The organism is Streptomyces sp. KR80 (genome assembly GCF_052245555.1).
In the GTDB taxonomy this organism is placed as follows: Bacteria; Actinomycetota; Actinomycetes; order Streptomycetales; family Streptomycetaceae; genus Streptomyces.
Map to the genome: position 1 here is coordinate 436,353 of NZ_JBQQCD010000001.1, position 19,702 is coordinate 456,054.

The 19,702-nt window shown below is 69.0% G+C and carries 21 protein-coding genes and 2 pseudogenes; 14 read left to right on the plus strand and 9 right to left on the minus strand.

The features are described from left to right. The first annotated feature begins 8 nt into the window (after positions 1-8). Positions 9-1,097, plus strand: a complete 1,089-nt coding sequence (locus tag ACTWQI_RS01975) for an outer membrane protein assembly factor BamB family protein (RefSeq protein ID WP_443266760.1) — start codon at positions 9-11, stop codon at positions 1,095-1,097. A 420-nt stretch (positions 1,098-1,517) separates the two neighbouring features. Beyond that, the gene (locus tag ACTWQI_RS01980; RefSeq protein ID WP_443266762.1) at positions 1,518-1,652 is read left to right on the plus strand and encodes a hypothetical protein; all 135 of its coding nucleotides are present in this window, start codon (positions 1,518-1,520) and stop codon (positions 1,650-1,652) included. Between the two features lie 26 nt (positions 1,653-1,678). On the opposite strand, the gene ACTWQI_RS01985 is transcribed toward ACTWQI_RS01980, so the two are convergent. After that, positions 1,679-3,022 carry a hypothetical protein gene (locus tag ACTWQI_RS01985; RefSeq protein WP_443266764.1) on the minus strand — a complete coding sequence of 448 codons (1,344 nt, stop codon included), beginning with the start codon at positions 3,020-3,022 and terminating at the stop codon, positions 1,679-1,681. Between the two features lie 586 nt (positions 3,023-3,608). Between ACTWQI_RS01985 and ACTWQI_RS01990 the strand changes: the two genes are divergently transcribed. After that, positions 3,609-3,866, plus strand: coding sequence for a WhiB family transcriptional regulator (locus ACTWQI_RS01990; RefSeq protein WP_443266766.1), 258 nt, complete (start codon positions 3,609-3,611; stop codon positions 3,864-3,866). A gap of 49 nt (positions 3,867-3,915) precedes the next feature. On the opposite strand, the pseudogene ACTWQI_RS01995 reads toward ACTWQI_RS01990, so the two are convergent. Both ACTWQI_RS01995 and ACTWQI_RS02000 read right to left on the minus strand, forming a co-directional pair. After that, a pseudogene (locus ACTWQI_RS01995) lies at positions 3,916-4,131 on the minus strand (hypothetical protein); the annotation flags it as partial. Continuing rightward, positions 4,104-6,272, minus strand: coding sequence for a SpoIIE family protein phosphatase (locus ACTWQI_RS02000; RefSeq protein ID WP_443266768.1), 2,169 nt, complete (start codon positions 6,270-6,272; stop codon positions 4,104-4,106). The gene ACTWQI_RS02000 and the pseudogene ACTWQI_RS01995, both read right to left, overlap by 28 nt. Positions 6,273-6,910: 638 nt before the next feature. On the opposite strand from ACTWQI_RS02000, the gene ACTWQI_RS02005 reads away from it, so the two are divergent. Both ACTWQI_RS02005 and ACTWQI_RS02010 read left to right on the plus strand, forming a co-directional pair. After that, entirely contained in the window at positions 6,911-7,327 is a 417-nt protein-coding gene (locus ACTWQI_RS02005) for a hypothetical protein (protein ID WP_443266770.1), read from the plus strand. A gap of 71 nt (positions 7,328-7,398) precedes the next feature. Beyond that, complete coding sequence (locus ACTWQI_RS02010; protein ID WP_443266771.1) at positions 7,399-8,124, plus strand: hypothetical protein; 726 nt, start codon at positions 7,399-7,401, stop codon at positions 8,122-8,124. A 51-nt stretch (positions 8,125-8,175) separates the two neighbouring features. Here the strand turns inward: ACTWQI_RS02010 and ACTWQI_RS02015 are convergent, their stop codons facing one another. Together ACTWQI_RS02015 and ACTWQI_RS02020 are read right to left on the minus strand one after the other, a co-directional pair. Beyond that, on the minus strand, positions 8,176-8,841 hold the full coding sequence (locus ACTWQI_RS02015; RefSeq protein WP_443266773.1) for a response regulator: 666 nt from the start codon (positions 8,839-8,841) through the stop codon (positions 8,176-8,178). Continuing rightward, positions 8,838-9,980, minus strand: coding sequence for a sensor histidine kinase (locus tag ACTWQI_RS02020; RefSeq protein WP_443266775.1), 1,143 nt, complete (start codon positions 9,978-9,980; stop codon positions 8,838-8,840). The genes ACTWQI_RS02015 and ACTWQI_RS02020 overlap by 4 nt, the downstream gene beginning before the upstream one ends. Before the next feature lie 183 nt (positions 9,981-10,163). On the opposite strand from ACTWQI_RS02020, the gene ACTWQI_RS02025 reads away from it, so the two are divergent. Both ACTWQI_RS02025 and ACTWQI_RS02030 read left to right on the plus strand, forming a co-directional pair. Continuing rightward, entirely contained in the window at positions 10,164-10,796 is a 633-nt protein-coding gene (locus ACTWQI_RS02025; RefSeq protein ID WP_443266777.1) for a hypothetical protein, read from the plus strand. An 83-nt stretch (positions 10,797-10,879) separates the two neighbouring features. Continuing rightward, positions 10,880-11,806, plus strand: coding sequence for an SDR family oxidoreductase (locus ACTWQI_RS02030; protein WP_443266778.1), 927 nt, complete (start codon positions 10,880-10,882; stop codon positions 11,804-11,806). Positions 11,807-12,032: 226 nt separating this feature from the next. Here ACTWQI_RS02030 and ACTWQI_RS02035 read toward each other — a convergent pair. From ACTWQI_RS02035 to ACTWQI_RS02045, 3 genes and pseudogenes are all read right to left on the minus strand, one after another. Then, positions 12,033-12,576, minus strand: a pseudogene (locus tag ACTWQI_RS02035) (IS5 family transposase); the annotation flags it as partial. Between the two features lie 62 nt (positions 12,577-12,638). After that, the gene (locus ACTWQI_RS02040; protein ID WP_443266780.1) at positions 12,639-13,595 is read right to left on the minus strand and encodes a serine hydrolase; all 957 of its coding nucleotides are present in this window, start codon (positions 13,593-13,595) and stop codon (positions 12,639-12,641) included. After that, complete coding sequence (locus tag ACTWQI_RS02045) at positions 13,568-14,557, minus strand: LysR family transcriptional regulator (RefSeq protein ID WP_443266782.1); 990 nt, start codon at positions 14,555-14,557, stop codon at positions 13,568-13,570. The genes ACTWQI_RS02040 and ACTWQI_RS02045 overlap by 28 nt, the downstream gene beginning before the upstream one ends. Before the next feature lie 118 nt (positions 14,558-14,675). Between ACTWQI_RS02045 and ACTWQI_RS02050 the strand changes: the two genes are divergently transcribed. Both ACTWQI_RS02050 and ACTWQI_RS02055 read left to right on the plus strand, forming a co-directional pair. Continuing rightward, positions 14,676-15,650 carry an MBL fold metallo-hydrolase gene (locus ACTWQI_RS02050; RefSeq protein WP_443266783.1) on the plus strand — a complete coding sequence of 325 codons (975 nt, stop codon included), beginning with the start codon at positions 14,676-14,678 and terminating at the stop codon, positions 15,648-15,650. 517 nt (positions 15,651-16,167) lie between these two features. Continuing rightward, entirely contained in the window at positions 16,168-16,557 is a 390-nt protein-coding gene (locus ACTWQI_RS02055; RefSeq protein ID WP_443266786.1) for a VOC family protein, read from the plus strand. A 184-nt stretch (positions 16,558-16,741) separates the two neighbouring features. Here the strand turns inward: ACTWQI_RS02055 and ACTWQI_RS02060 are convergent, their stop codons facing one another. Next, the gene (locus tag ACTWQI_RS02060; protein ID WP_443266787.1) at positions 16,742-17,245 is read right to left on the minus strand and encodes an LGFP repeat-containing protein; all 504 of its coding nucleotides are present in this window, start codon (positions 17,243-17,245) and stop codon (positions 16,742-16,744) included. Between ACTWQI_RS02060 and ACTWQI_RS02065 the strand changes: the two genes are divergently transcribed. The 5 genes from ACTWQI_RS02065 (at position 17,235) to ACTWQI_RS02085 (ending at position 19,615) form a co-directional block, all read left to right on the plus strand. Next, complete coding sequence (locus tag ACTWQI_RS02065; RefSeq protein WP_443266789.1) at positions 17,235-17,561, plus strand: transposase; 327 nt, start codon at positions 17,235-17,237, stop codon at positions 17,559-17,561. The genes ACTWQI_RS02060 and ACTWQI_RS02065 overlap by 11 nt on opposite strands. Beyond that, entirely contained in the window at positions 17,561-17,821 is a 261-nt protein-coding gene (locus ACTWQI_RS02070) for a hypothetical protein (RefSeq protein WP_443266791.1), read from the plus strand. The genes ACTWQI_RS02065 and ACTWQI_RS02070 overlap by 1 nt, the downstream gene beginning before the upstream one ends. A gap of 164 nt (positions 17,822-17,985) precedes the next feature. Next, positions 17,986-18,231, plus strand: a complete 246-nt coding sequence (locus tag ACTWQI_RS02075; protein WP_443266792.1) for a hypothetical protein — start codon at positions 17,986-17,988, stop codon at positions 18,229-18,231. Positions 18,232-18,279: 48 nt separating this feature from the next. Next, positions 18,280-18,414, plus strand: coding sequence for a hypothetical protein (locus ACTWQI_RS02080; protein WP_443266793.1), 135 nt, complete (start codon positions 18,280-18,282; stop codon positions 18,412-18,414). 172 nt (positions 18,415-18,586) lie between these two features. After that, positions 18,587-19,615: a hypothetical protein gene (locus tag ACTWQI_RS02085; RefSeq protein WP_443266795.1), complete on the plus strand. Its 1,029-nt coding sequence runs from the start codon at positions 18,587-18,589 to the stop codon at positions 19,613-19,615. Positions 19,616-19,702: the final 87 nt, after the last annotated feature.

Sequence of the window (19,702 nt, forward strand, 5' to 3'; positions counted from 1 at the left end):
ACTCGATCGTGCGCGTCAATACAGACGACGGTGAAGTGGCGTGGGCCGGCGGCCGCCATGATGAGGAATTCGGCGTTTCGAAGCCACCGTTCAGCGGCGTGGTCGTGCTCGGTGTTTCCCACGGCATGGTGTTCACCGTCCAACAGCGTGCCCGCCGCGACGGCAAATCATGGGAGCCCCTACGTTCCAGGGTCTCCGCGCTGGACGCCGAAACCGGCAGGACGCTGTGGACTGAACTGATCCCGGATCACGAGTTCTTCAACGACACGCCAGGATTCCAGGCGGCGCAGTTGGTGGGATCTACTCTCTACATAACGGACCTGTCGAAGCCCAAACCTCAGATCCTAGCGACTGACGTGGTCACCCGGCACATTCGCTGGAAGCGAACTCTTCGGCCCCATGAGTTGCTTATCGCTACACCCATTGGGCCGTACACGATCCGAACGCAGCCACCTGAGAGCGAACAACCCCAGCGCACCGTGATCACCGCCCTGGAACCCAGGACCGGGCACGCGGCTTGGACCGCCACCAAGACAGGGACGCTGAACTTCGGGGCATCCGTGCCGGGCGCCCTATACCTGGTCGAACGGGGCGACAAGGTGGTCAAGACTAGCGGAGGCTACAGCGGTACCTCCAGGAATGTCGCAGTGGTGCACCTCGACATCCGCACCCGCAATGACGTGCGTGTCCCCATCCCAGGAGGCTTCGGGGTACGCCACTCAGCGGAAGGCTTTAACTGGGCGGCCGCCGGGCTTTACGGGATCGCTGACGGCGACACGTTCTACCTCCAGGACGACTCTGGTAAGACCATCGCTGCGGACATCAAGAGCGGAAGGATACGGTGGAAGGCGAATCCCCCTATGCGGAACAGCATGCCGACCCTCTTCGGCCAGAAGCTTTATTACTCCGCAACTGACGGAAGCACCATCGTTCTTGACTCACACACGGGAAAGCAAGACCGAGGCATACTCCCACAGCACCCCGCACAACGCTTCAAGCGAGAGCCCCTAAGCCCCATTATGGGCGCCAACGGTCGGCTATACGCCGTCTCAACTCGCAATAGTGTGTACATGGTCGAAACGAGGGCCGTCCCATGATGACGGCCAGTCACGCTGAGCCGGCGGGACCATCCGCCCGATTCCATCACTGGCTCCGACTGGGGCCGCCAGCACCATGTCATCTGCCTCCCGGGCTCACCGAGTGGACTGCGGTGAAGATCCGCTGACGTTTGTCTGTGGCCCCGGATGAGGCTGGCACCCTGCGACGACTCATGGCCTCCTGCCCCGACGACCGCGTCACGGTCGTCCAAGCTCGCTGAACGCCGCGATGACCGAGTGTGTGTCCACTCGATCTTGGTCTGAGGAGGATACAAGGGCCGCCACGGGGCCGGCCGGTGCCGCGCCCTGCACGCTGGTCATCTCCCTGCTAACGATCACCGCGGCGGCGCTGGGCGGAGGCCCCTTCGAGGGCCACAGCCTGCTCGCGCAGATGGTCACCCTCCGGGCATTCAACGGTCCGTGGCGCTGACCGCCCTGCTCCTGTCGGCGCTGGTCACCGAGCGGGAGAACACGCGCTGGCGGCTCGAGGGCCTCAGCGCGTCCTTCACCGAGGTGGTGACCCGCCTGGCTCCGGGCAGGGGCATGGGGCCATGACCGGGCCACCGCCAGGCGAGCGGCCATCATATGGCCGACGGTGTCTCGAGCCGTTCGATGACGAACGGGGTGCAGATGGCGTGGTGGCCCAGGTGCACCTTGCGGCTGGTATTGACGAACGTCGCGTGCCCGCCGAGCAGTTCGCAGTCCGTCCCCGGCCGCTGCTGCCGCGCGTAGATCGGGGTGAGACGGAGCCGTGCCCGGGGCATGACGCACAGCTGCCGGCTCTCTGGGTGGAGGAACGCCACGTCGAACCGGTCGCTGTCGACGAGATCACTGATGAGATATCGGGTGGATCCGGCCTCGGGATGGCCGGGAACGTGTCCGGCGGCGGCCGCGCGAACGGTCCTGTGCCAGCGGGCGGCCGAGTGATCGCCGAAGAAGACGCCGCGGCTGCCCCAGGTGAACTCCGACACCTCGGAATCGATCACCTTGAGCACCTTGTTCCGGCCGTCCGCCATGAGCCTGCCCAGGAACTCCTCATCGGGGCTCTCCGGCATCACGTACGACTGAGGCACGGCGGCCTGGAGGAGGGCCATGGTGTCCTGACCGAGCCGCAGGGCGATCCGCTCCTCCAAGGCCCGGTCCCACGGCAGGGAGAGCAGCGCCTTCGTGCCGTAGCCGTGGAACAGCGGATTGATCAGGCGCTCCGCCGCCCTCACGATGTCCCGGCGGAGCCGCTCGTCGTACTGCCGTAGCTCCTTGACGTAGCAGAACCGCCAGCCTGTGCGTCCGTCGTCGCGGAAGGCCGAGAAGAACTCCACATCCACGCGGCGCCCGAAGTCCTCCAGCAGGCGCCGGGCGACCAGCTCGTTCTCGGATTGGTAGGTCGGGTACCGGTCGTCCATCCAGATCCGCTCGATGCCCCGTCGGTGAAACGCCTCAAAGAGCGGGGCGGCGGACACGCCGTAGGCCTCCTCCAGGGCGTGCATCTTCCCGACGTTGCCGAATGCCTCCTCCATCTCGGTCACCTTCGGTGTCCCGCGGCTGACCACGACGTCGAGCCGGAACAGCTCGATGTAGCGCCGCAGGTCGAGGCCGCGCAGATCCTCGGGCACGCCGATGTCCAGAGCAGCGCGGAGCCGGGGATCGCCTTCGGCGTACAGGTCCTGGACGGCGTCGCAGAGCGCGAAGACCGCAGCGCCCAGCCGCTCCAGCTGCCGCGTCAGCCCGGGCCCGAGCTCGAAGGGCTGCGCGGCCACCAGCCAGGGCGGACGGGAGGGGTCGGATCTGCCGTAGCGGACCGACTGCCGGACGAGCGACGCCTCCGCCCGCAGGGCGCTCTCGAGGCGCTCCGGATCCTGAATCGTCGGCACGTACACGACATCCGCAAGATCGTGCCGCCGCTCCTGCCGGGCGATGACCTTCACAGATCAACCGTACGACGCACGCGAAGCGTCGGGCATCTCGCCGGACAGAGTGCATCGATCGCCCCCCGGGGGGAGGAGCCGGACCGACCGGTGGGCGGGTCCTCCCGGCGGGGCGGCGCATGGGAAGAGCCGGGGAAACCGACCGGTAACAGCGGCCAGTTGACATCCATAGGGATATCAAACTCGCGTCCGCTATGAAGCGACCGTGCTGGTCGCGGCCATCAACGAGTGGCTGTGCCGCTCGGCAGTCTCAGCGCCCGTGCAGGACCAGGGCCCAGCACAGGCAGCCGAGCGCGGCCGTGGTCGACACGGCGCGGACGACGGGCCGTACGCGCGTCGCCGACCTGCTCGAATCCGCGGCAGCCAGCAAGGAAGAGACCCCGATCTGATCGGGGCGGCCCCGGGTGAGATGCCGGAGCTGCCGGGTCGCTCAGTTCGTGCGGGTGTCCATGCGCCGACCGCGCCAGCTGTTCGGCTCGGGTGTCGCGGGCGATGGTGAGGAGAGTGCTTGCGGGTCGTCGCGGGTACGCGGGGCGGCGGACCCCACGCCATGCGCCCGGGACGGGCGCGGATCGGAGAGCACACCATGAACTGGCGTCAGGACGCCGCTTGCCGCAACGCGGACCCGGAACTCTTCTTCCCCATCGGCAACTCGGGCCCCGCCGCCGTCCAGGTCCAGCAGGCCAAGGCCCTCTGCCGACGCTGTCCGGTCACCGACCAGTGCCTGGACTGGGCGCTGGAGAACAACCAGGAGTCCGGCATCTGGGGCGGCCTCGAGGAGGAAGAGCGACGTGCCCTGCGCCACCGTACGCTGCGTGCGCGCAGCCGCGCGCAGCGTCGTTGATAGCGCAGTGGAGCAGGCCGGCGAGTTCGTAGTGGGGGGCGGTGGTCAATGCCTGCTTGAGCGCGAGGCGGGCGGTGATGACGTCGTTCTGGCGCCAGCTGACCCAGGCCAGGAGGGTGAGGGGCGGGGGGGCTGCGGCGGGCGAGGAATGCCCGTAGCGTGGGAGACCGCGGTGGCTGTCCGTGACGAGTCGGCGAGTGGGCACAGGTGTACGTACCGCCGCGGGACATGCTTTCCTCAGCTGGCACGTGCTGGTCGGCTCCATCGCCGGCCGGTTCGGCGGATGGGCCACGGCTTCGCCGGCGGTCGCAGGTGGAGGATCCGGCCCGCCATTCCGCGGGCGGGCATGCGGCGTACACGGGCGAGAACGAGCACGGTGTCATCAGTGGGTTCGCCCGGCAGCAGGCGGGCGATGATGCGGTCGGCTGTAGCCTCCAACGGGCCGGGCGACCCATGCAGTTCTGCGCGGAGTGCGGCCAGTCCCTCCTGGATATCGTGTGTGCGCGCCTCGATCAAACCGTCGGTGTACAGGACCAGGACGGCGTCCTCAGGTAGGTCGATATCGGTCGATCGGAAGCGGCAGCCGCCGATGCCCAGGGGAACTCCCAGGACATCGCCGATGGTCTCGACCCGGCCGTCGGGGTGGAGCACCAGAGGCGGGGGGTGGCCGGCGCTGGCGATGCGGGTGCGCCCGGCGGTGGGGTCGTAGACAACGTAGAGGCAGGTCGCCAGCTCGATGCCGGACTCCCGGGCGAACTGGTCGAGTTCAGTGAGCAGGTCGGCCGGTTCCGGGTCCAGTCGGGCAAGTGCGCTGGCGGTGATGCGCAGCCGTCCCATGGCCGCAGCGGCCGGTACGCCGTGCCCCATGACGTCGCCGACGACCAGGGCGACCCGATGGGCGGGCAGGTCAATCACGTCATACCAGTCACCGCCGACCTCGGTGATGCGGCTGCCGGGCAGATAGCGGTGAACGATGCCCACGTAGGGCCTGCTCGCCAGCGAGCTGGGCAGCAGAGCACGTTGGAGCATGAGCGCGATGTCCCGTTCTCGGCTGTACAAGCGAGCGTTGTCCAGGCAAAGGGCGGCTCGGGAGGCCAGCTCTCCGGCAAGACTGAGATCCTGCTCGGTGAACACCGGCCGAGCTGCGGACCGCCCGAATATGGCGATTCCCTGGACGGTTCCCCGGGCGATGAGGGGTGCGAGAAGGAGGCTGACCAGGCCGCTGTCGATCAGCAGCCGGGCTCGCTCCTCGGTCAGGACGGTCCGCGTCACGAAGTCCTCGTCCACCAGAGCCGAGGTAGGACGCCCGGCTTGCAGCACCTGGTGGATGGTGGAGCCTGGCGGGTACGTCACCACCTCCAGGCCGCTGACCAGCTCCGTCGCAGGCGGAGGCAGAATGGTGCCAGCGGCGATCCGGCGGGTGACCAGGGGCAGAGCCGGGTCAAACGGCTCTTTCTCATCCGTCCACTCCATGAGTTCCACGACGGCGCCATCGCAGAAGTCCGGAACCGCGGCGTCGACTACCTCCCGGGCGGTGACCTTCACGTCCAAGGTGGTGCCGATTCGGGCGGCGGCACGGTCGAGCAGCGCCAATCGCTGACGGGCGGCTGATGCCTCCACGATGGCCTGCTCCCGGGCCGTCACGTCCACCATCACCCCGCCCACCCCGAAGAAGCGGATCCCCCGTGGCCGCTCGAGGGGGAAGAGGCTCACCGACCACACCTGATCCTGATCCGGGCGCCCTCTCGTGCGCACGCCCACCAGCATCCCTACGATCGGCCGGCCCACCTCGGCGACGGCACGCAGCACGGATTCGTATTCACCGCCGTCGGAGGCGATCACGACCTCGCTGACATGCCGACCGAGGTGTTCCTCTATGGGCAACCCGTCCATGTCGGCAAGCGTCTGGTTGACGTGGGCGAAGCGCAGATCCTCGTCGAACATGACCAGGCCGATGGGACAGCTCTCGAAGAGGACATCGAGGAAAGCGAGATTGTTCTTGACCCGATCCAGCTCGTCACCCCGGCTCGCCAGGGCCATGACCACCCCACGCCCCCCGACCCCGGCCACCGGAAAGACCCGGAATCCGGCATCGAAGACCGTGCCGTCCCGATGCCGCGCATGCAGCCGCCCGCGCCAGTACCCCTCCATCCGGCCCCGCTCGAACAAGCGAGTCCATGGGCCTGGGCCACCACCCGAAGGCCGAGGAAAGAGGATGCCACCAGGCTTCGACAGCGCCTCGTCGGAACGGTAGCCGAAAAGGCTCTGCGCCCCGGGGCCCCAGTAGCAGATCCGGCCGCCCTCATCCACGCCGAACACCGCCACCGCAACGCGTTCCAACAGCGTCCCCGGCTCGGACCACAGCGGCCCGCGCCCCGCCTCGTCGCCCGGCCGATCTGACGGCACAAGCTCACCCTTTCCACCCGAGGCACGCAGTGCCATGGTCCGCCTCCCAACGGCGGACGGTCTTCTCTCAGTCTGCGCTTTTCGCCCATTTCAGGGAAACGGTCATCAGGCGCAGCGGACACTGTCGTGGACGCTCGTTCCGCCGATGACCCGGGCTGGGGTATGCGCTCACGGTCGAGCCCCGTTCACATTCCGCAAGCGCCCCATCAGTGGTCCACGACCTTCAGGTCCTCAGCAGAGCGAGAATCCTCCGCGACTCGTCCGTGATCTTCCCGGACCTTGCCTTGCACTTCCCGTTTCCGCAGGTCAAAGTCATGCTTCCATCCGGCGGGGCCTGGCTTTCCCCGATCCTTCCCGGTCGTTTGGGCCCATCGCGGGCCCCTGGGCCCCTTCCGCGTCCCTGGGAGGACCTGAGCCGCGCCCCTGAGGTCGTAGTGAGATGCTGTGGGGCTTTCCCGGACATGAGGACGCTGGTCACCGCTCTGAGTGGGGGCACACCGAACTAGAGAGCAGCGGAGTGCCCTCCCGTACGCAGATCTGCGTACGGGAGGTGTCGCGCTCACGTTGACGACGCGACGAAGGCCCCCGACGCACCATCTCCGGTGTCAATTCGGATCACGAAGCACTGGAGGCAGATCATGCAGAGCAAGCTGCAGACCAAGAGGATCCTTCCGTTCGCCGGCAAGCTGAACGCCGCCGCGCTGGCCGCGGCGGCCGCCGGGATCGCCGTGCAGAAGCTGTCCGGAGTCGGGGAGTTCCCGCTGATTCCGCCGGGGGCAGTGCTGCTGCTCGGCTCGGCAGCTGTGGTGGCGCTGGGTGCCCGTTGGCGGTGGACGTCCGTCATCGGCCTCGTGATGCCGGCGTATCTGCTGATCGCGGCGTTCGTGGTGTCGTCGGGGGTGTGGGACCGGCTGGCCGCGCCTGGTGAGTTCGGCCCGTTCGCGGGCAGCGCGCTGCAGATGGTCTCGATGGTGGCGGCCGTGCTCGCCGGGGCGGCCGCGGAGTGGACGACGTACGCCGGCCGCCGCCGGGTCGGGGGCCACCAGCGGGCTTGAGCCTCGGCAGGACCTGCCCCACATCGCCCTTCGATCCGGCAAATCGCTCAAGTCCCTGGAAGTTTCCGAGAATGTCCGCCCTGTCATCCCCACCTGTCGTACGCGCCGATCAGCGATCCCCGTCAGCAGCCGCCGCCGGATATGGCGGCGTGGTGGCCATCGCGGTGTTCTTCGGCTCCTTCATACTCGGCCTGATGTTCCACAGCGCCTTGGCCACCAGCACCTACCCCGCGGCCGACGATGCCGCCGAGCTGATCGTGCTGTGGCGGATGGAGGACCCCGGGGTATCCCGGATCTCGGGCGCCGCGCTGTGCGTCTCCGCCCTGGTCTTCGCCTGGTTCAGCGCCTGGTTCAGCGCGGTGGTCCACCGCACCGGCCGGGTCCAGGCGGCGCTGGTGACGTTCGCCGGAGGGCTCGCCTCCGCGCTCGGGCTGCTGCTGTCCGGGGTGCTGCAGTGGGTCGCGCAGCGGCCGGAGAACATCGCCGAGGAACCGGTGCTGCTCGTGGTGCACCAGATCACCTTCGTACTCGGCGGGCCGATGGTAGTCATCAGCCTCGCACCGATCGTCGCGGTCGGCGGCCTCGCCCTGATGCGCGCCAAGCTGCTGCCCGCGTGGCTGGGGTGGACCGGCGTCGTCCTGGGGGCGCTCGCCCTCGGCTCGGTCGTGATGCTGCTGCCCGAGGACGGCAGTCTCACCTACCTCGTTCCCCTCGGCAGGTTCCTGTCGCTGCTGTGGCTGACGGTCGTGGCCATGCTGCTGGCCCGGCGCCGCGGCCGGGAGCCCGCCGGCGCCTGAACGACCGGCCCGGCGGCTTCTATAACGGCGGCTCGGACAGCGCGCCTCGTCTCAGGGGTCGCCGGGCAGTGTCAGGCCGGCGCGTACGGCGAAGACGACGAGTTGGGCGCGGTCGCGGGCGCCGAGCTTCATGGTGGCGCGGCCGACATGGGTGCGTACGGTGGCGGGGCTGAGGTAGAGCTCCTTGGCGATCTCGTCGTTGGAGCGGCCGGTCGCCACCCAGGCGACGATCTCCCTTTCCCGTTCGGTCAGTTCGTCCAGGGCCGAGGACGAGGTGGTGCCGCCCGCGATGTGCTGGGCGAAGCGCGAGACCACGCGGCGGGTGACGGCCGGGGACAGCAGGGCATCGCCGGCCGCGGCCACGCGGATGGCGTGCACGACCTCCAGCGGGTCGGTGTCCTTCAGGACGAAGCCGCTGGCGCCCGCCTGCAGGGCGGCGAAGACGTACTCCTCGATCTCGAAGGTCGTCACGATGACGACCCGGGTTCCCGCGAGCGCGGGGTCGGCGGCGATGGTGCGCAGCGCCTCCAGCCCGTCCATCCCCGGCATCTTGACGTCCATCAGCAGCACGTCGGGGGCGGTCTGCTGGACCAGCTTGATCGCCGCCGCGCCGTCCTCGGCCTCGCCGACGAGCTCGAGGTCGTCCTCGCGCTCGATGAGCACGCGCAGGCCCATCCGCATCAGCGCCTGATCATCGGCGAGCGCCACCCGGATCATCGGTCTGCTCCTTCCGGTACGGATACGGGAACGGGGATCTGGGCGCGAACCCGGAAGCCGCCCGCCTCGCCCGGCCCCGCGGTGAGGGTGCCGCCCAGAGCCTCGATACGCGAGCGCATCCCGGTCAGTCCGCGCCCGTCGGAATGCGCTGGCGACCCGGTGCCGTCGTCGGCGACCTCGACGAGCAATGCGCCGTTCTCGCGGGCGATATTGACCTGGGCGCGGGCCTGGCCCGCGTGCCGGAGCACGTTGGTCAGCGACTCCTGCACGACGCGGTAGGCGGCGGCGTCGAGGTCGCCGGGCAGGTCCTCCGGCAGCGGCTCCATGCGCAGATCGACCGGCAGGCCGGCGCCCTGGACGCGTTCGGCCAGCCGGGGCAGGCCGTCGAGTCCGGGGGTCTCGGCCGCCTGCATCATGCTGAGCGCGGACCGCAGGTCGGCCAGCGTCTCGGTGCTGGTGGTGCGGATGGCCTGCAGCGACTCGCGGGCCTGGGCCGGGTCGTCGTCCAGCACCAGCAGCGCCACGCCGGCCTGCATGGCGATCACCGACAGGCCGTGCCCGGCGGCGTCGTGCACCTCCCGGGCGACCCGGGCCCGCTCCTCCAGCGCACCGCGCTCCAGCAGCTCCGCCCGCAGCCGCCGGGCGGCCACGGTCCGCACCTGCACCAGGGTGCCCAGCGACCACGGCAGCAGCAGCCAGTTCAGCGAGGCGATCCCGATGATCACGGCGAGGCTGCTCTCGTCCACGACCCGGATCAGCAGCGCCGCGACGACGACCGCGGCCGCGGCCCCGCATGCGGGCAGCGAGACGCGCATCGGTCGGACCCGGGCGATCTGGAACGTCGCGGCGACAGGACACAGCAGGACCGGGCCGAGCGCACTGCCGCCGAGGATGTAGACGCCGGTGCCCGCGGCGACCGCGGTCAGCATCACCATCGGCGCGGCCCGCCACCAGGCCAGCCCACCAGCGGCGACCGCCGCCGACAACCAGGCCCAGGCATCCGGCTGCTGCCCGTCCTGCGCCGCGGCCGCGAAGTGGGAGCCGACGCCCATGAGGACGGCCAGAACGCCCGCGGCCAGGAAGTCGCGGGGCAAAGGCAGCGCCGGGAAGCCACCACCCGCTGCCCACCTCCCCACCATGGTCGGCAGCATAAGGGCACCCGATCTTGCCCCGCAGCCGAATACGGAGCCGGACGCGCGGGCCATCGGGCGGCGGCGTACGTAGCCTCGCGTACGCGCGGATCAACGCTGGTGACGACGACCGGCAGCAGCCGAGTCGCCGAATATGGCCGCACCCACCGCACGGCGACGGACGGAGCAGCCATGAGCGGCTCCGCGACAGGAACGGGCAAGGCGGTTGACAGCGGTAGGGCCGGACAGGGCGCGAGCGGGCGTCGGGCGGCCGGACGGCGCGGGACGGCTGCCACCCGCCTTTCGCGGCTGTCCCCGCGAACGCGCAAGGCCCTGCTCACCTGCCATGTCATCGCCGCGGTCGGCTGGTTGGGAGTGGAGCTCGCCCAGGTGATCCTCGCCGTCGCCGGCTTCCTCACCGAGAGCCCCGAGCTGCTGCGAGCGACCCGGCTGGTGATGGAGCTGCTCGGGGTCGAGCTGATCGCGCTGCTCGCCTGGACCTCACTGCTGACCGGCCTGGTCCTGGCACTGGCCACCCCCTGGGGACTGCTGCGCCACTACTGGATCGCGGCGAAACTCGTGGTGAACGTGGCGCTGATGCTGGCGGGGCACTTCCTGTTCCGGCACTGGCTGCAGCAGCAGGTCGCGGCGCCGAGCGAGGGCGTCGGGGTGCAACTCGCGGCCGGGGCCGGCGCCGGGCTGGCGCTGCTGGCGGCGGCCACCGCGATCTCCGTCCACAAGCCGTGGGGGAGAACGCGCTTCGTCTTGCCGTGGGCGCGGTCCGTGAGACGGGTGAAAAATACGACACATAGTGTCGGGTTTTAGGTCGAAACTTGCCTTCACCGGTCGGCGTCGATGACGGACGTGGACCGGGGCCGTACGGATAGACAAGGGACTCAAGGGGATTCATGCCTGACACAGCGAAACCGGAGCTCCACGGAAAGATCGCCCTGGTTGCAGGGGCCTCGCGGGGCGCCGGGCGCGGCATCGCCGTCCAGCTCGGCGCGGCGGGTGCGACCGTCTACGTCACCGGCCGCACGACTCGGCAACGGCGCTCCGAGTACGACCGGCCCGAGACGATCGAGGAGACCGCGGAGCTTGTCACCGCCGCGGGCGGAACCGGCATCGCGGTGCCGACCGACCACCTGGTGCCCGAGCAGGTCCGTGCGCTGACCGAGCGCATCGACGCCGAGCAGGGGCGGCTCGACGTGCTGGTCAACGATCTCTGGGGCGGCGAGCGGCTGTTCGCGTTCGACACGCCGGTGTGGGAGCACGACCTCGACAACGGACTGCGGCTGCTCCGACTGGGCGTGGAGACCCACGCGATCACCAGCCACTTCGTGTTGCCGCTGCTGGTGCGGCGACCGGGCGGGCTCGTGGTCGAGATGACCGACGGGACGTCCGTATACAACGGAGCGAATTACCGCAACTCGTACTTCTACGACCTGGCCAAGAACAGCGTGCTGCGCATGGCGTTCGTGCTCGCACACGAGCTGAAGCCACATGGCGGGACGGCGGTGGCGCTCACCCCCGGCTGGCTGCGCTCGGAGATGATGCTCGACAACTTCGGCGTCACCGAGGACAACTGGCGCGACGCACTTGCCAAGGTGCCGCACTTCTGCATCTCGGAAAGCCCGTCGTACGTCGGACGCGCGGTCGCGGCGCTGGCCGGCGACGCCGACGTCGCGCGCTGGAACGGCCAGTCGCTGTCCAGCGGGCAACTCGCTCAGGAGTACGGCTTCACCGACCTCGACGGCTCGCGCCCGGACTGCTGGCGCTACATGGTCGAGGTCGACGACGCCGGCAAGCCGGCGGACGCGACCGGGTATCGGTGACAGGTACCGCTCACGGTCCGCGGCGTTGTACGGCTGACCGCCGTACAACGCCGCGACCTGGCGCGACGGGCGGCTGCATATCGCGGCGGGCGTGCAGCCGTACGTCCGCGCGGGCCGGCGAGCGTGCCGTGGACCCAGGAGCCCGCAGATCGAGCGAGGGGTGATCCTGGCCCGTGAACGCGCGCTGGGTGGCCGATTCCTCGCGGGCGAGCCATCGCCAAGCCCTGATGAGAACGGCGGCGAGATGGAGTGCAGCCTGAGAGGCGACGGCGAGCTTGTCCGTTCGCATGGCCAGACCGCGCCACTGCTTGACTCCGGTTGATGCATCCTTCGACCGCGCTGCGCTTGCGGGCCAGGGGCCGCGCATGGCTGTCGCTGACGAGATGGACCTTCGTGCTCAGGCCACCGCGGTTGCGTCCGAGCGCATGATTGTCGGGTTCGGACCGGCCGGGCACCCCCTATTCCTGGCCCCGGCGGCATGCTGGTGGGCCCGGCACACGGTGGAGTCCACCGACACAGTCCAGCCGAAGTCGTCACCGGCGTCGACCGCTGCCGGCACCGCGGCGAGGATCCGTTCCCATGTGCCGTCCACGGCCCACCTGATCAGCCGTTGTGAGCGGTCTTGAACGAGCCGAATCCGTCCGGCAGGTCCTGCCATGGCGAGCAGGTGCGGTACTTCCACGGAATGGCCTCAAGAGTGCTGCCGTTGTCGGCCCACCGCCGCCCGCGACAGGATCCGCCGGCATCAGTAGCTCGATCCGGTCCCACATCTCGTCAGTGATCACAAACCGGACAGCACTTCCGCTCAACTGACCAGCGGTGGACGGCTTGTTCACGGGCGTTCCGTGGCGGTGGCCGTGCAGCAGCCTCCTAGTGCCGCCACCGCCTCGCGGACCGCCCCACCCATCGCCGTGTCCAGGTCCGGGCGGCGGGTGTCGGGGGTGGCGGTCCGGATGAGGACGGCGGCGGCGTAGCGGGGGCCGGTGGGCAGGGTGACGACGCCGATCTCGTTGCGTACCCCGGGGAAGGTGCCGCTCTTGGCCGCCACGGCCACGTCGGCGGGGAAGGCCGCCGCCAGGCGGTGCCAGCTGACCTGCTCGCTCATCCAGCCGCGGACGGTGGCGCAGGCTCGCGCCGGGCCTGCGCGATCGGTCCAGATCAGGCTCAGCAGCCGTGTCATGTCGCGTGCCGTGCCGCTGTTCGTACGCTCCGGGTCGAGTGCACGCAGGTCCGGGATCCGGTCGGGCGGGAGCGCCGCGAAGGTGCGGGCGAACGCCTGCGGGTCGGTGGAGCCGAGGTCCTTCGCCACGGTTGCCAGGATGTGGCCGGGGCCGCCGGTGATACGGGTACCGGTCAGGTCCAGCTCTTTCACGAGGAGTTGGACCGTGTCGGCGCCGAGGCGGCGGAAGAGGACGTCCGCCGCGGCGTTGTCGCTGACGGTCATGGCCATGCGGGCGAGGTCTCGCAGGCTCATCTCGACGTCGTCGCTGCACCCGGAGGTGCCGGTGCCGCCGAGGCGGTCGCCGGCGCCGACGACGGCGCGCTCGGCGAGGTCGAGCTGGCCTGCCGCGGCCTGCCGGGCGAGCTCCAGGACGAGCGGCACCTTGACCACGGAGGCCAGCACCGCCGGGGTATCGGCGTCGACACCGGCCCCCCGGCCACAGTCGACGCAGCACACGTGGAGGCGCGGCACGACGCCCAGACCGGTGAAGAGGGAGCTCACCCGGTTCTGCAGATCGTTCACCCGATCTCGCAGACCGGTCACCTGGCTTGGAAAACGACGTTCCACGGGCGCGGCTCACCTCCTTCCCCAGGAGTGTCCCCGGACGTGGCGCCGAGGGCCGGCGGCGGGTCCGCGGCACCGCCACGGAGCAAGACCTCCGTCGCCGTGTCGAGCAGCGACGCGACGGCCGGATGCGGGCCGGTCGCGGGGGCGGCGCAGCAAAGCCGCTGGCACGGTGCGTCGGGGGTCAACTGCCGCCAGACCACCCTCGGTTCCTTCTGGGCGATCGCGGGGTGGCTGAAGGCAATGCCGTAGCCGGCGATGACCAGGCCCAGCATGACCTCGGGGTTGCGAGCCTCGCTGATCTGCCCGGGGTGGACGCCGTGGCCGAGGCAGTACGCGAGTACCGCGTCGTGCAGCGCGGGCGCGGCGGCGTGCGGGGCAAGGACGAGATCCTTCCCGGTGAGTTCGGCGACGTCGATGCGCGCTCGGCCGGCGAGCGGCGAGGCACGGGGGAGCACGACGCCGAGCGGCAGCTCGATCGGAGGGCCGCAGCGCAGCTCGTCCGACGCGGGCTGCGAGTGGTCCAGGACCCCGGCGTCGAGCATCCGGTCGCCAAGCCCGTTCAGCTGCTCGGCGGTGGTGAGCTCGTGCAGCTCCAGCCGTACGCCCGGGGCGACGGCCGCGAACTCGGTGAGCAGCGCCGCCAGCAGCCGGCCCGGAAGCTCCGGCACCACGCCGAGGTGGACCGTGCCGTGGGTGCCGCGGTCGGCGCGCACGACCAGCTCGCGCGCGCGGGCGACCCGGGCCAGGATCTGGTGGGCCTCGGGTATGAGCGCCGCGCCCGCGGCCGTCAGCCGGATCTGCCGCCGGGAGCGGTCGAAGAGCCGTACCCCTAGGTGATTCTCCAGGCCGCGGATCCGCTGGCTCAGCGGTGGCTGGGCGATACCGAGGCGCTCCGCGGCCCGTCCGAAGTGCATTTCCTCGGCCACGACGGTGAAGTAGTGCAGCTGCCTCAACAGGTCCACGCTGGAACGATATCGGCTGCGATATGAGTTGGTGCCGGAGAACGGTCTTGGACGTCACGCCCGCCGCCGTGCTCCGATCTCCTCATCCGGAACGCGGAACCTCACGGAAGGCAGGCACATGCGGAACAACGGCATCTCGCGGCGCGGCTTGGTGGGCGCCACCCTGGGCGCGGGCCTGACAGCGACGGCCGGAGGGGCAGCGGCGGGAGCGGCCGGCCCGCGGGCGGCCGCGGCGGGCAGGGCGGGCGGCGGCGCCTCCGTGCCGGTGTGGCTGCGCTGGCTGGGCAACAACGGGTGGGAGATCCGCGTGGGTTCGGGCGACCAGGCGGCCACGGTGCTGATCGACCCCTGGCTGACCCGCTTCCGCACCGGCACCTACACCGCGAAGGGCGCCGATCCCGCGACCCCGATCCGCGTGGACCGCGAGCTGATAGACGGGCACGGGCTGCGGGCCGACCAGATCCTCGTCACCCACGGCCACTACGACCACATCACCGACGTGCCCCACCTCGCCGCCACCACCGGGGCCACCGTCTTCGGCACCGAAAGCCACGTGAACCTGATGCTGGCGATGGACGCCCCGGCCAAGCAGCTCTCCATGGTGCAAGGCGGCGAGTATCTGCAGTTCGACGGCTACACAATCGAGGTGCTCAGGTCCGTGCACTCCATGGTCGGCAACCATCCACAGGTCCCCTTCCCCGGCACCCGCCCAGCCGCGCCGCCGCCACGGCCGCGCACCATCGCGGACTTGGTCGAGGGCGGCAGCCTCGCCTACCGCATCACCGCCGGGGACCTCACCATCGTCAACCTCGGCGGCGCCAACTACAGCGAGGCCGACCTCGCGGGACGGCATGCCGACGTGGTGATGGTCCAGCCCGGCGGCAACTCCGTGCACGCCTACGTGCCGCGCCTGCTGCGGATCCTCGGCCACCCCGCCTACGTCCTGCCGACGCACTGGGACGACTTCGACCACCCCCTGGGCGAGCCCGCCCGCGACTGGGGCGGACTCGCCTCGCTCAAGCGCGCGGTGCACGAGGCGAGCCCAAAGAGCCGCTTCGTACGGCTGGAACACCTGGAGACATTCACACCCTGAGGGCCCTCGCCACGGCGACAGCGCGCTCTCGCAGTTCAGCTCTTCGCGGTCCTGCAAGTGGGCCGCTGGCCTCCGGTCCCGGTATGACGGCGCCACTTCATCCGACCCTTCATGAAGCAGTGCGCCAAACCCCACCGAAGTCGCCCCGCTTGACCAGCCGCCAACCCAGCACCCTTCGCCCTAAGCCACGCCCACAAATCTGCGGATCCACTCGTGGCACGACCACCATGGCGCCGAGGACGCCACCGCTGCCCACCGGCATCCCCCGGTCCCCGGCTGCGGCGGCACTCCTCTCGGAGGGCTCCGCCCGTCGACGACTCACCAGGTGCACGAGACCGGGTGCGTGTTTACGCGGCCTTGTCCCCTGGGGGTTCGCAGGCGTTCGGCCCAAGTGGCGGCTGCCTCCAGGCGTGCCTGGAGCAGGCACTTATGGGGGGGTCCGGCTGGACGAGGGGACTGTAATAGAACGGCTGTGGGTGAGGCATGGAGGTGTCGGGAGATGCCCTCGGAGGCATCCTTGTCAGTTGAGTTGAACCACACGATCGTCCACGCCCGGGACAACCGGGAGTCCGCAGAGTTCTTCGCGGACCTGCTTGGCCTTGAGATCACCGCCGAGTGGGGCCCGTTCGTCGCGGTCGACCTGAGCAACGGCGTCACGCTGGACTTCGCCACGATCCCCCCAGACAGGATCACCCCGCAGCACTACGCCTTCTTGGTCTCCGAGGAGGAGTTCGACGCGGCGTACACGCAAATCAGGCAGCGCGGCATCGAGCACTACGCCGACCCGCACCAGCAACAGCCCGGTGCGATCAACCACAACGATGGCGGCCGCGGCGTGTACTTCATGGACCCGGTGGGCCACGCCATTGAGCTCATCACCGTGCCGTACGGCGGCTGGCCGTCGTAAGCACATGCGCCGAGGGCCGCACCCGGTGCGGAGTGCGGCCCTCGGCGCTGCTTGCGCCCGGCGTGATCACGACCAGCCGACCAGGCGGCGAAGTCAGCGAACTCCGGGCGACCGATCTCAGGCGGATCATTAGCCGGCAAGTGCAATCGCGCCTGGCGCCGCCTTTCCTTTCCCTGTTTGGGACTCAGTCAATAGGGGTGCTGTGGTGCGCTACGGGGCCGCCTGCGGGCGTCCAGGTGACGTGCCCGCCCTCAAACCTGTTGTTGCGATTGTCCGGTGGCCCCATCTCATCCGTGACGGGATAGCGGAGGAACGAGCGTTCCCATCCCATGCTCGACCACAGGTCGCGGATGGCGCCATGGACTTCATGGGCACCGCGCTCCGGCGTCCAGTAGATCGAACCGCCCTCGAAGTGGTTGAAGCGGCCACGGCCATCTGGGCAGCCCAACTCGTCCGTCGTCGGGTAGCCCAGGAACCTGCCGGACCCGCCGAGCCGCGCATAGTGGTTGCGGATGTCACCGTGGACTTCATGGGCACCGGTAGCCGGCGTCCAGTAGATCGATCCGTGTTCGAAGTCACGTGACCGGCCGCGCCCGTCGGGGTTCGGACCTTCCTCGCTACCGGCGCCGGCGTCCACCGGCGCGCCGATCCAAGGAATCTGACTCCGCTTCTCGTCGATGGCTGTCACGGAAACCTCCAAGATCCAAGATCGTCAGACGTCAAGTAAATCGTCACTCTGCGCATGGACCACGGCAACTGGATCACTGGACTGGCAGTCGCACAGCGCGGGCCGGAGCGTCGCTGGCCCGGCTGGCGTTGGTATCCGTGCTGCAGTACGTGGACAACCTCACCGCCGGCAGGCTGCCGAGGTAGCTCGGTGTCGCTTGGGCTGGAAGTACTGCCTGGGCCTGGAACTGGATGATCCGAGCTTCGACTTCTCGGTGCTCAGTGAGTTCCGCGACCGATTCGCCGAGGGGATCGGGCAGAACGCCTGCTGGCGGTGATGGTCGACCATCCCGCGGCGACGGGCCTAATCAAGCGGCGCGGACGGATCCGGACGGACTCCACGCATGTGCTCGCCGCGGTCCGTCGCCTGAACCGCGGTGAGCTGGTCGCCGAGACTCTGCGTGTCGCGCTGGAGGAACTCGCGGCGCATGGCGAGGACTGGTTGGCCCGGTTGTTCATCACCCGGGACTGGGCGGATCGCTATGGCCGGCCAGTGCGTTATGACCGGCTGCCGCGGGGTGGGGACCAGTACTGCTGAAACCAGACCTGCCGCAACACCTGCACTGCGGGCAGCTTCCGCAGCCAGGGCGGGGCGTCGGGACGGCAGCAACGGAGCTATCCGCTCCCACAGGTCATCCGGCACAGAGCGGCTCCGCCGGGTCGACCGGGCTGCGGATGGTGCGGGCCAGTGTGGTGCGCGGCTTGGCTGCTCTGAACAAGGTTGAGGCGTTGCCTTGGGACAGCTGGGGCATCGCCGAGACGGCCGAGGAGGACCTTGGCGACGCCGAACGCGAACTGCTCGACACCATCGCCCAGCCGGAGTCCCGCGGAGATCCTCACGCAGAGCTGCGCCGCCTCTACCTGGAGCATCCAGACTTGCGATCACCCGCAACGATCCTGTCGCGCACTGCCGACAAGGGCGGCCAGAGGGGCGGACCCCGCTCGTGAACGGATGCCGAGCCACCGGGGGCTGGGGTCACTCACCTGCGATACCGCGTGACGGCCGATGCCACCGCCGACCTCGACCACTTCGCCCGCGTCATGAAGCGCAAGCTGAAGAAGATCCAGTACCGCCCGCACCTGCTCGACGACTGCCTCGCCGAGAACGGCCTGACCTTCGATGCGCCATGACCAAGCCAGCCGCTATCGCGAGTTCAACCTCAGTACCAGGTGCTGCAAGTCCGGCAGGTGCTCACGCTTCAACCCGTAGTTGTTGGAGACGACCCATGGGTTGGGCTCAAGTTGCACCTCTCACATGCTGGGCTCCTAATTGGAGTTGGGGGAATGTTTCGAAGGAAGTCTCATGTCGACTCGCACCTCGCACCCGTTCGATGATGATCAGGATGTAGCCGGGCCGAGGAGATCACCTTGGTGCCAGCGCGCTGCCGCGCATATCGCCGAACTCCAGTCCCAGCTCAACAGAATTCGAAAAATGGAGCCGCCCTTGGACTCCCGTGATGAGGAGATCGCGAATAAGACGGCCACCCACCTACGTGCTGCGCGAAGCGCGATTGGAGACAAGAGTAGTACCTGGTCAAAGCTTACCGGTTCGACGGTTGACCGAGCGTTCTCCAACATCCATAAGGTCGAAGTAAAACTTCTACACCTGACGAGAGAAGACGATCTGACTTGGCGCGGAGCCGTCGTGCTCGCGCAGGCTCGGCAGCACCTGGGACGTGCAGATCCACGGCTGCAGCTCCTGGAAGAACGGTTGAAGAGTACCGAGAACGAGCTTAAGCCATCGTTGAGAGATCTGGCGGCCAGCACGTTGCTGGCAGCGCACGACGCCGAAGAAACGGAAAGGGCCAGGCTCCGGAGCTTCCGTAATATCCTGCTCGCCTCGGTTATCGTCACTGGCATCATTGCTGGGCTGTTTGTCGTGTGGGGTTACGTCAGCCCTTCAGCGATACCGCGTAATCTATGCTTTGCAGGAGGAGCTTGCCCAGTGGGCGCAAGGCCCGGCGGCACTGACGTTTTGCTTGTGGAAGCCGCTGGGCTGGGCGCAGCGGCCTTGGCGGGTGCAGTGTCAATTCGATCCATCCAGGGAACGAGCACGCCGTACTCGGTGCCCATGATGTTGATGCTCCTGAGGCTTCCGGTCGGGGCTTTGTCAGCACTCCTGGGCATCCTGCTCATCCACGGTGAATTCATCCCGGGGCTGTCAAACTTGAACAGTGGCCCCCAAATTATCGCTTGGGCGATCGCCTTCGGCATCCTGCAGGAGTCGGTGACCCGTATGGTTGACCGGCAAGGGAAGGCCGTCCTGAGTAATGTGCGGGGCTCCGAGCGTGGATTCGAAAAACCTGGTGGAAGCCCTGAGCCCAGCGAATAGGACATGACGCTAGGATCGCGGGACGGTTGGAACCACGGGCCACCGCCCGCGCGTTCGTTGCTGTCCGCCGTCGAGTGCAAGAACTGC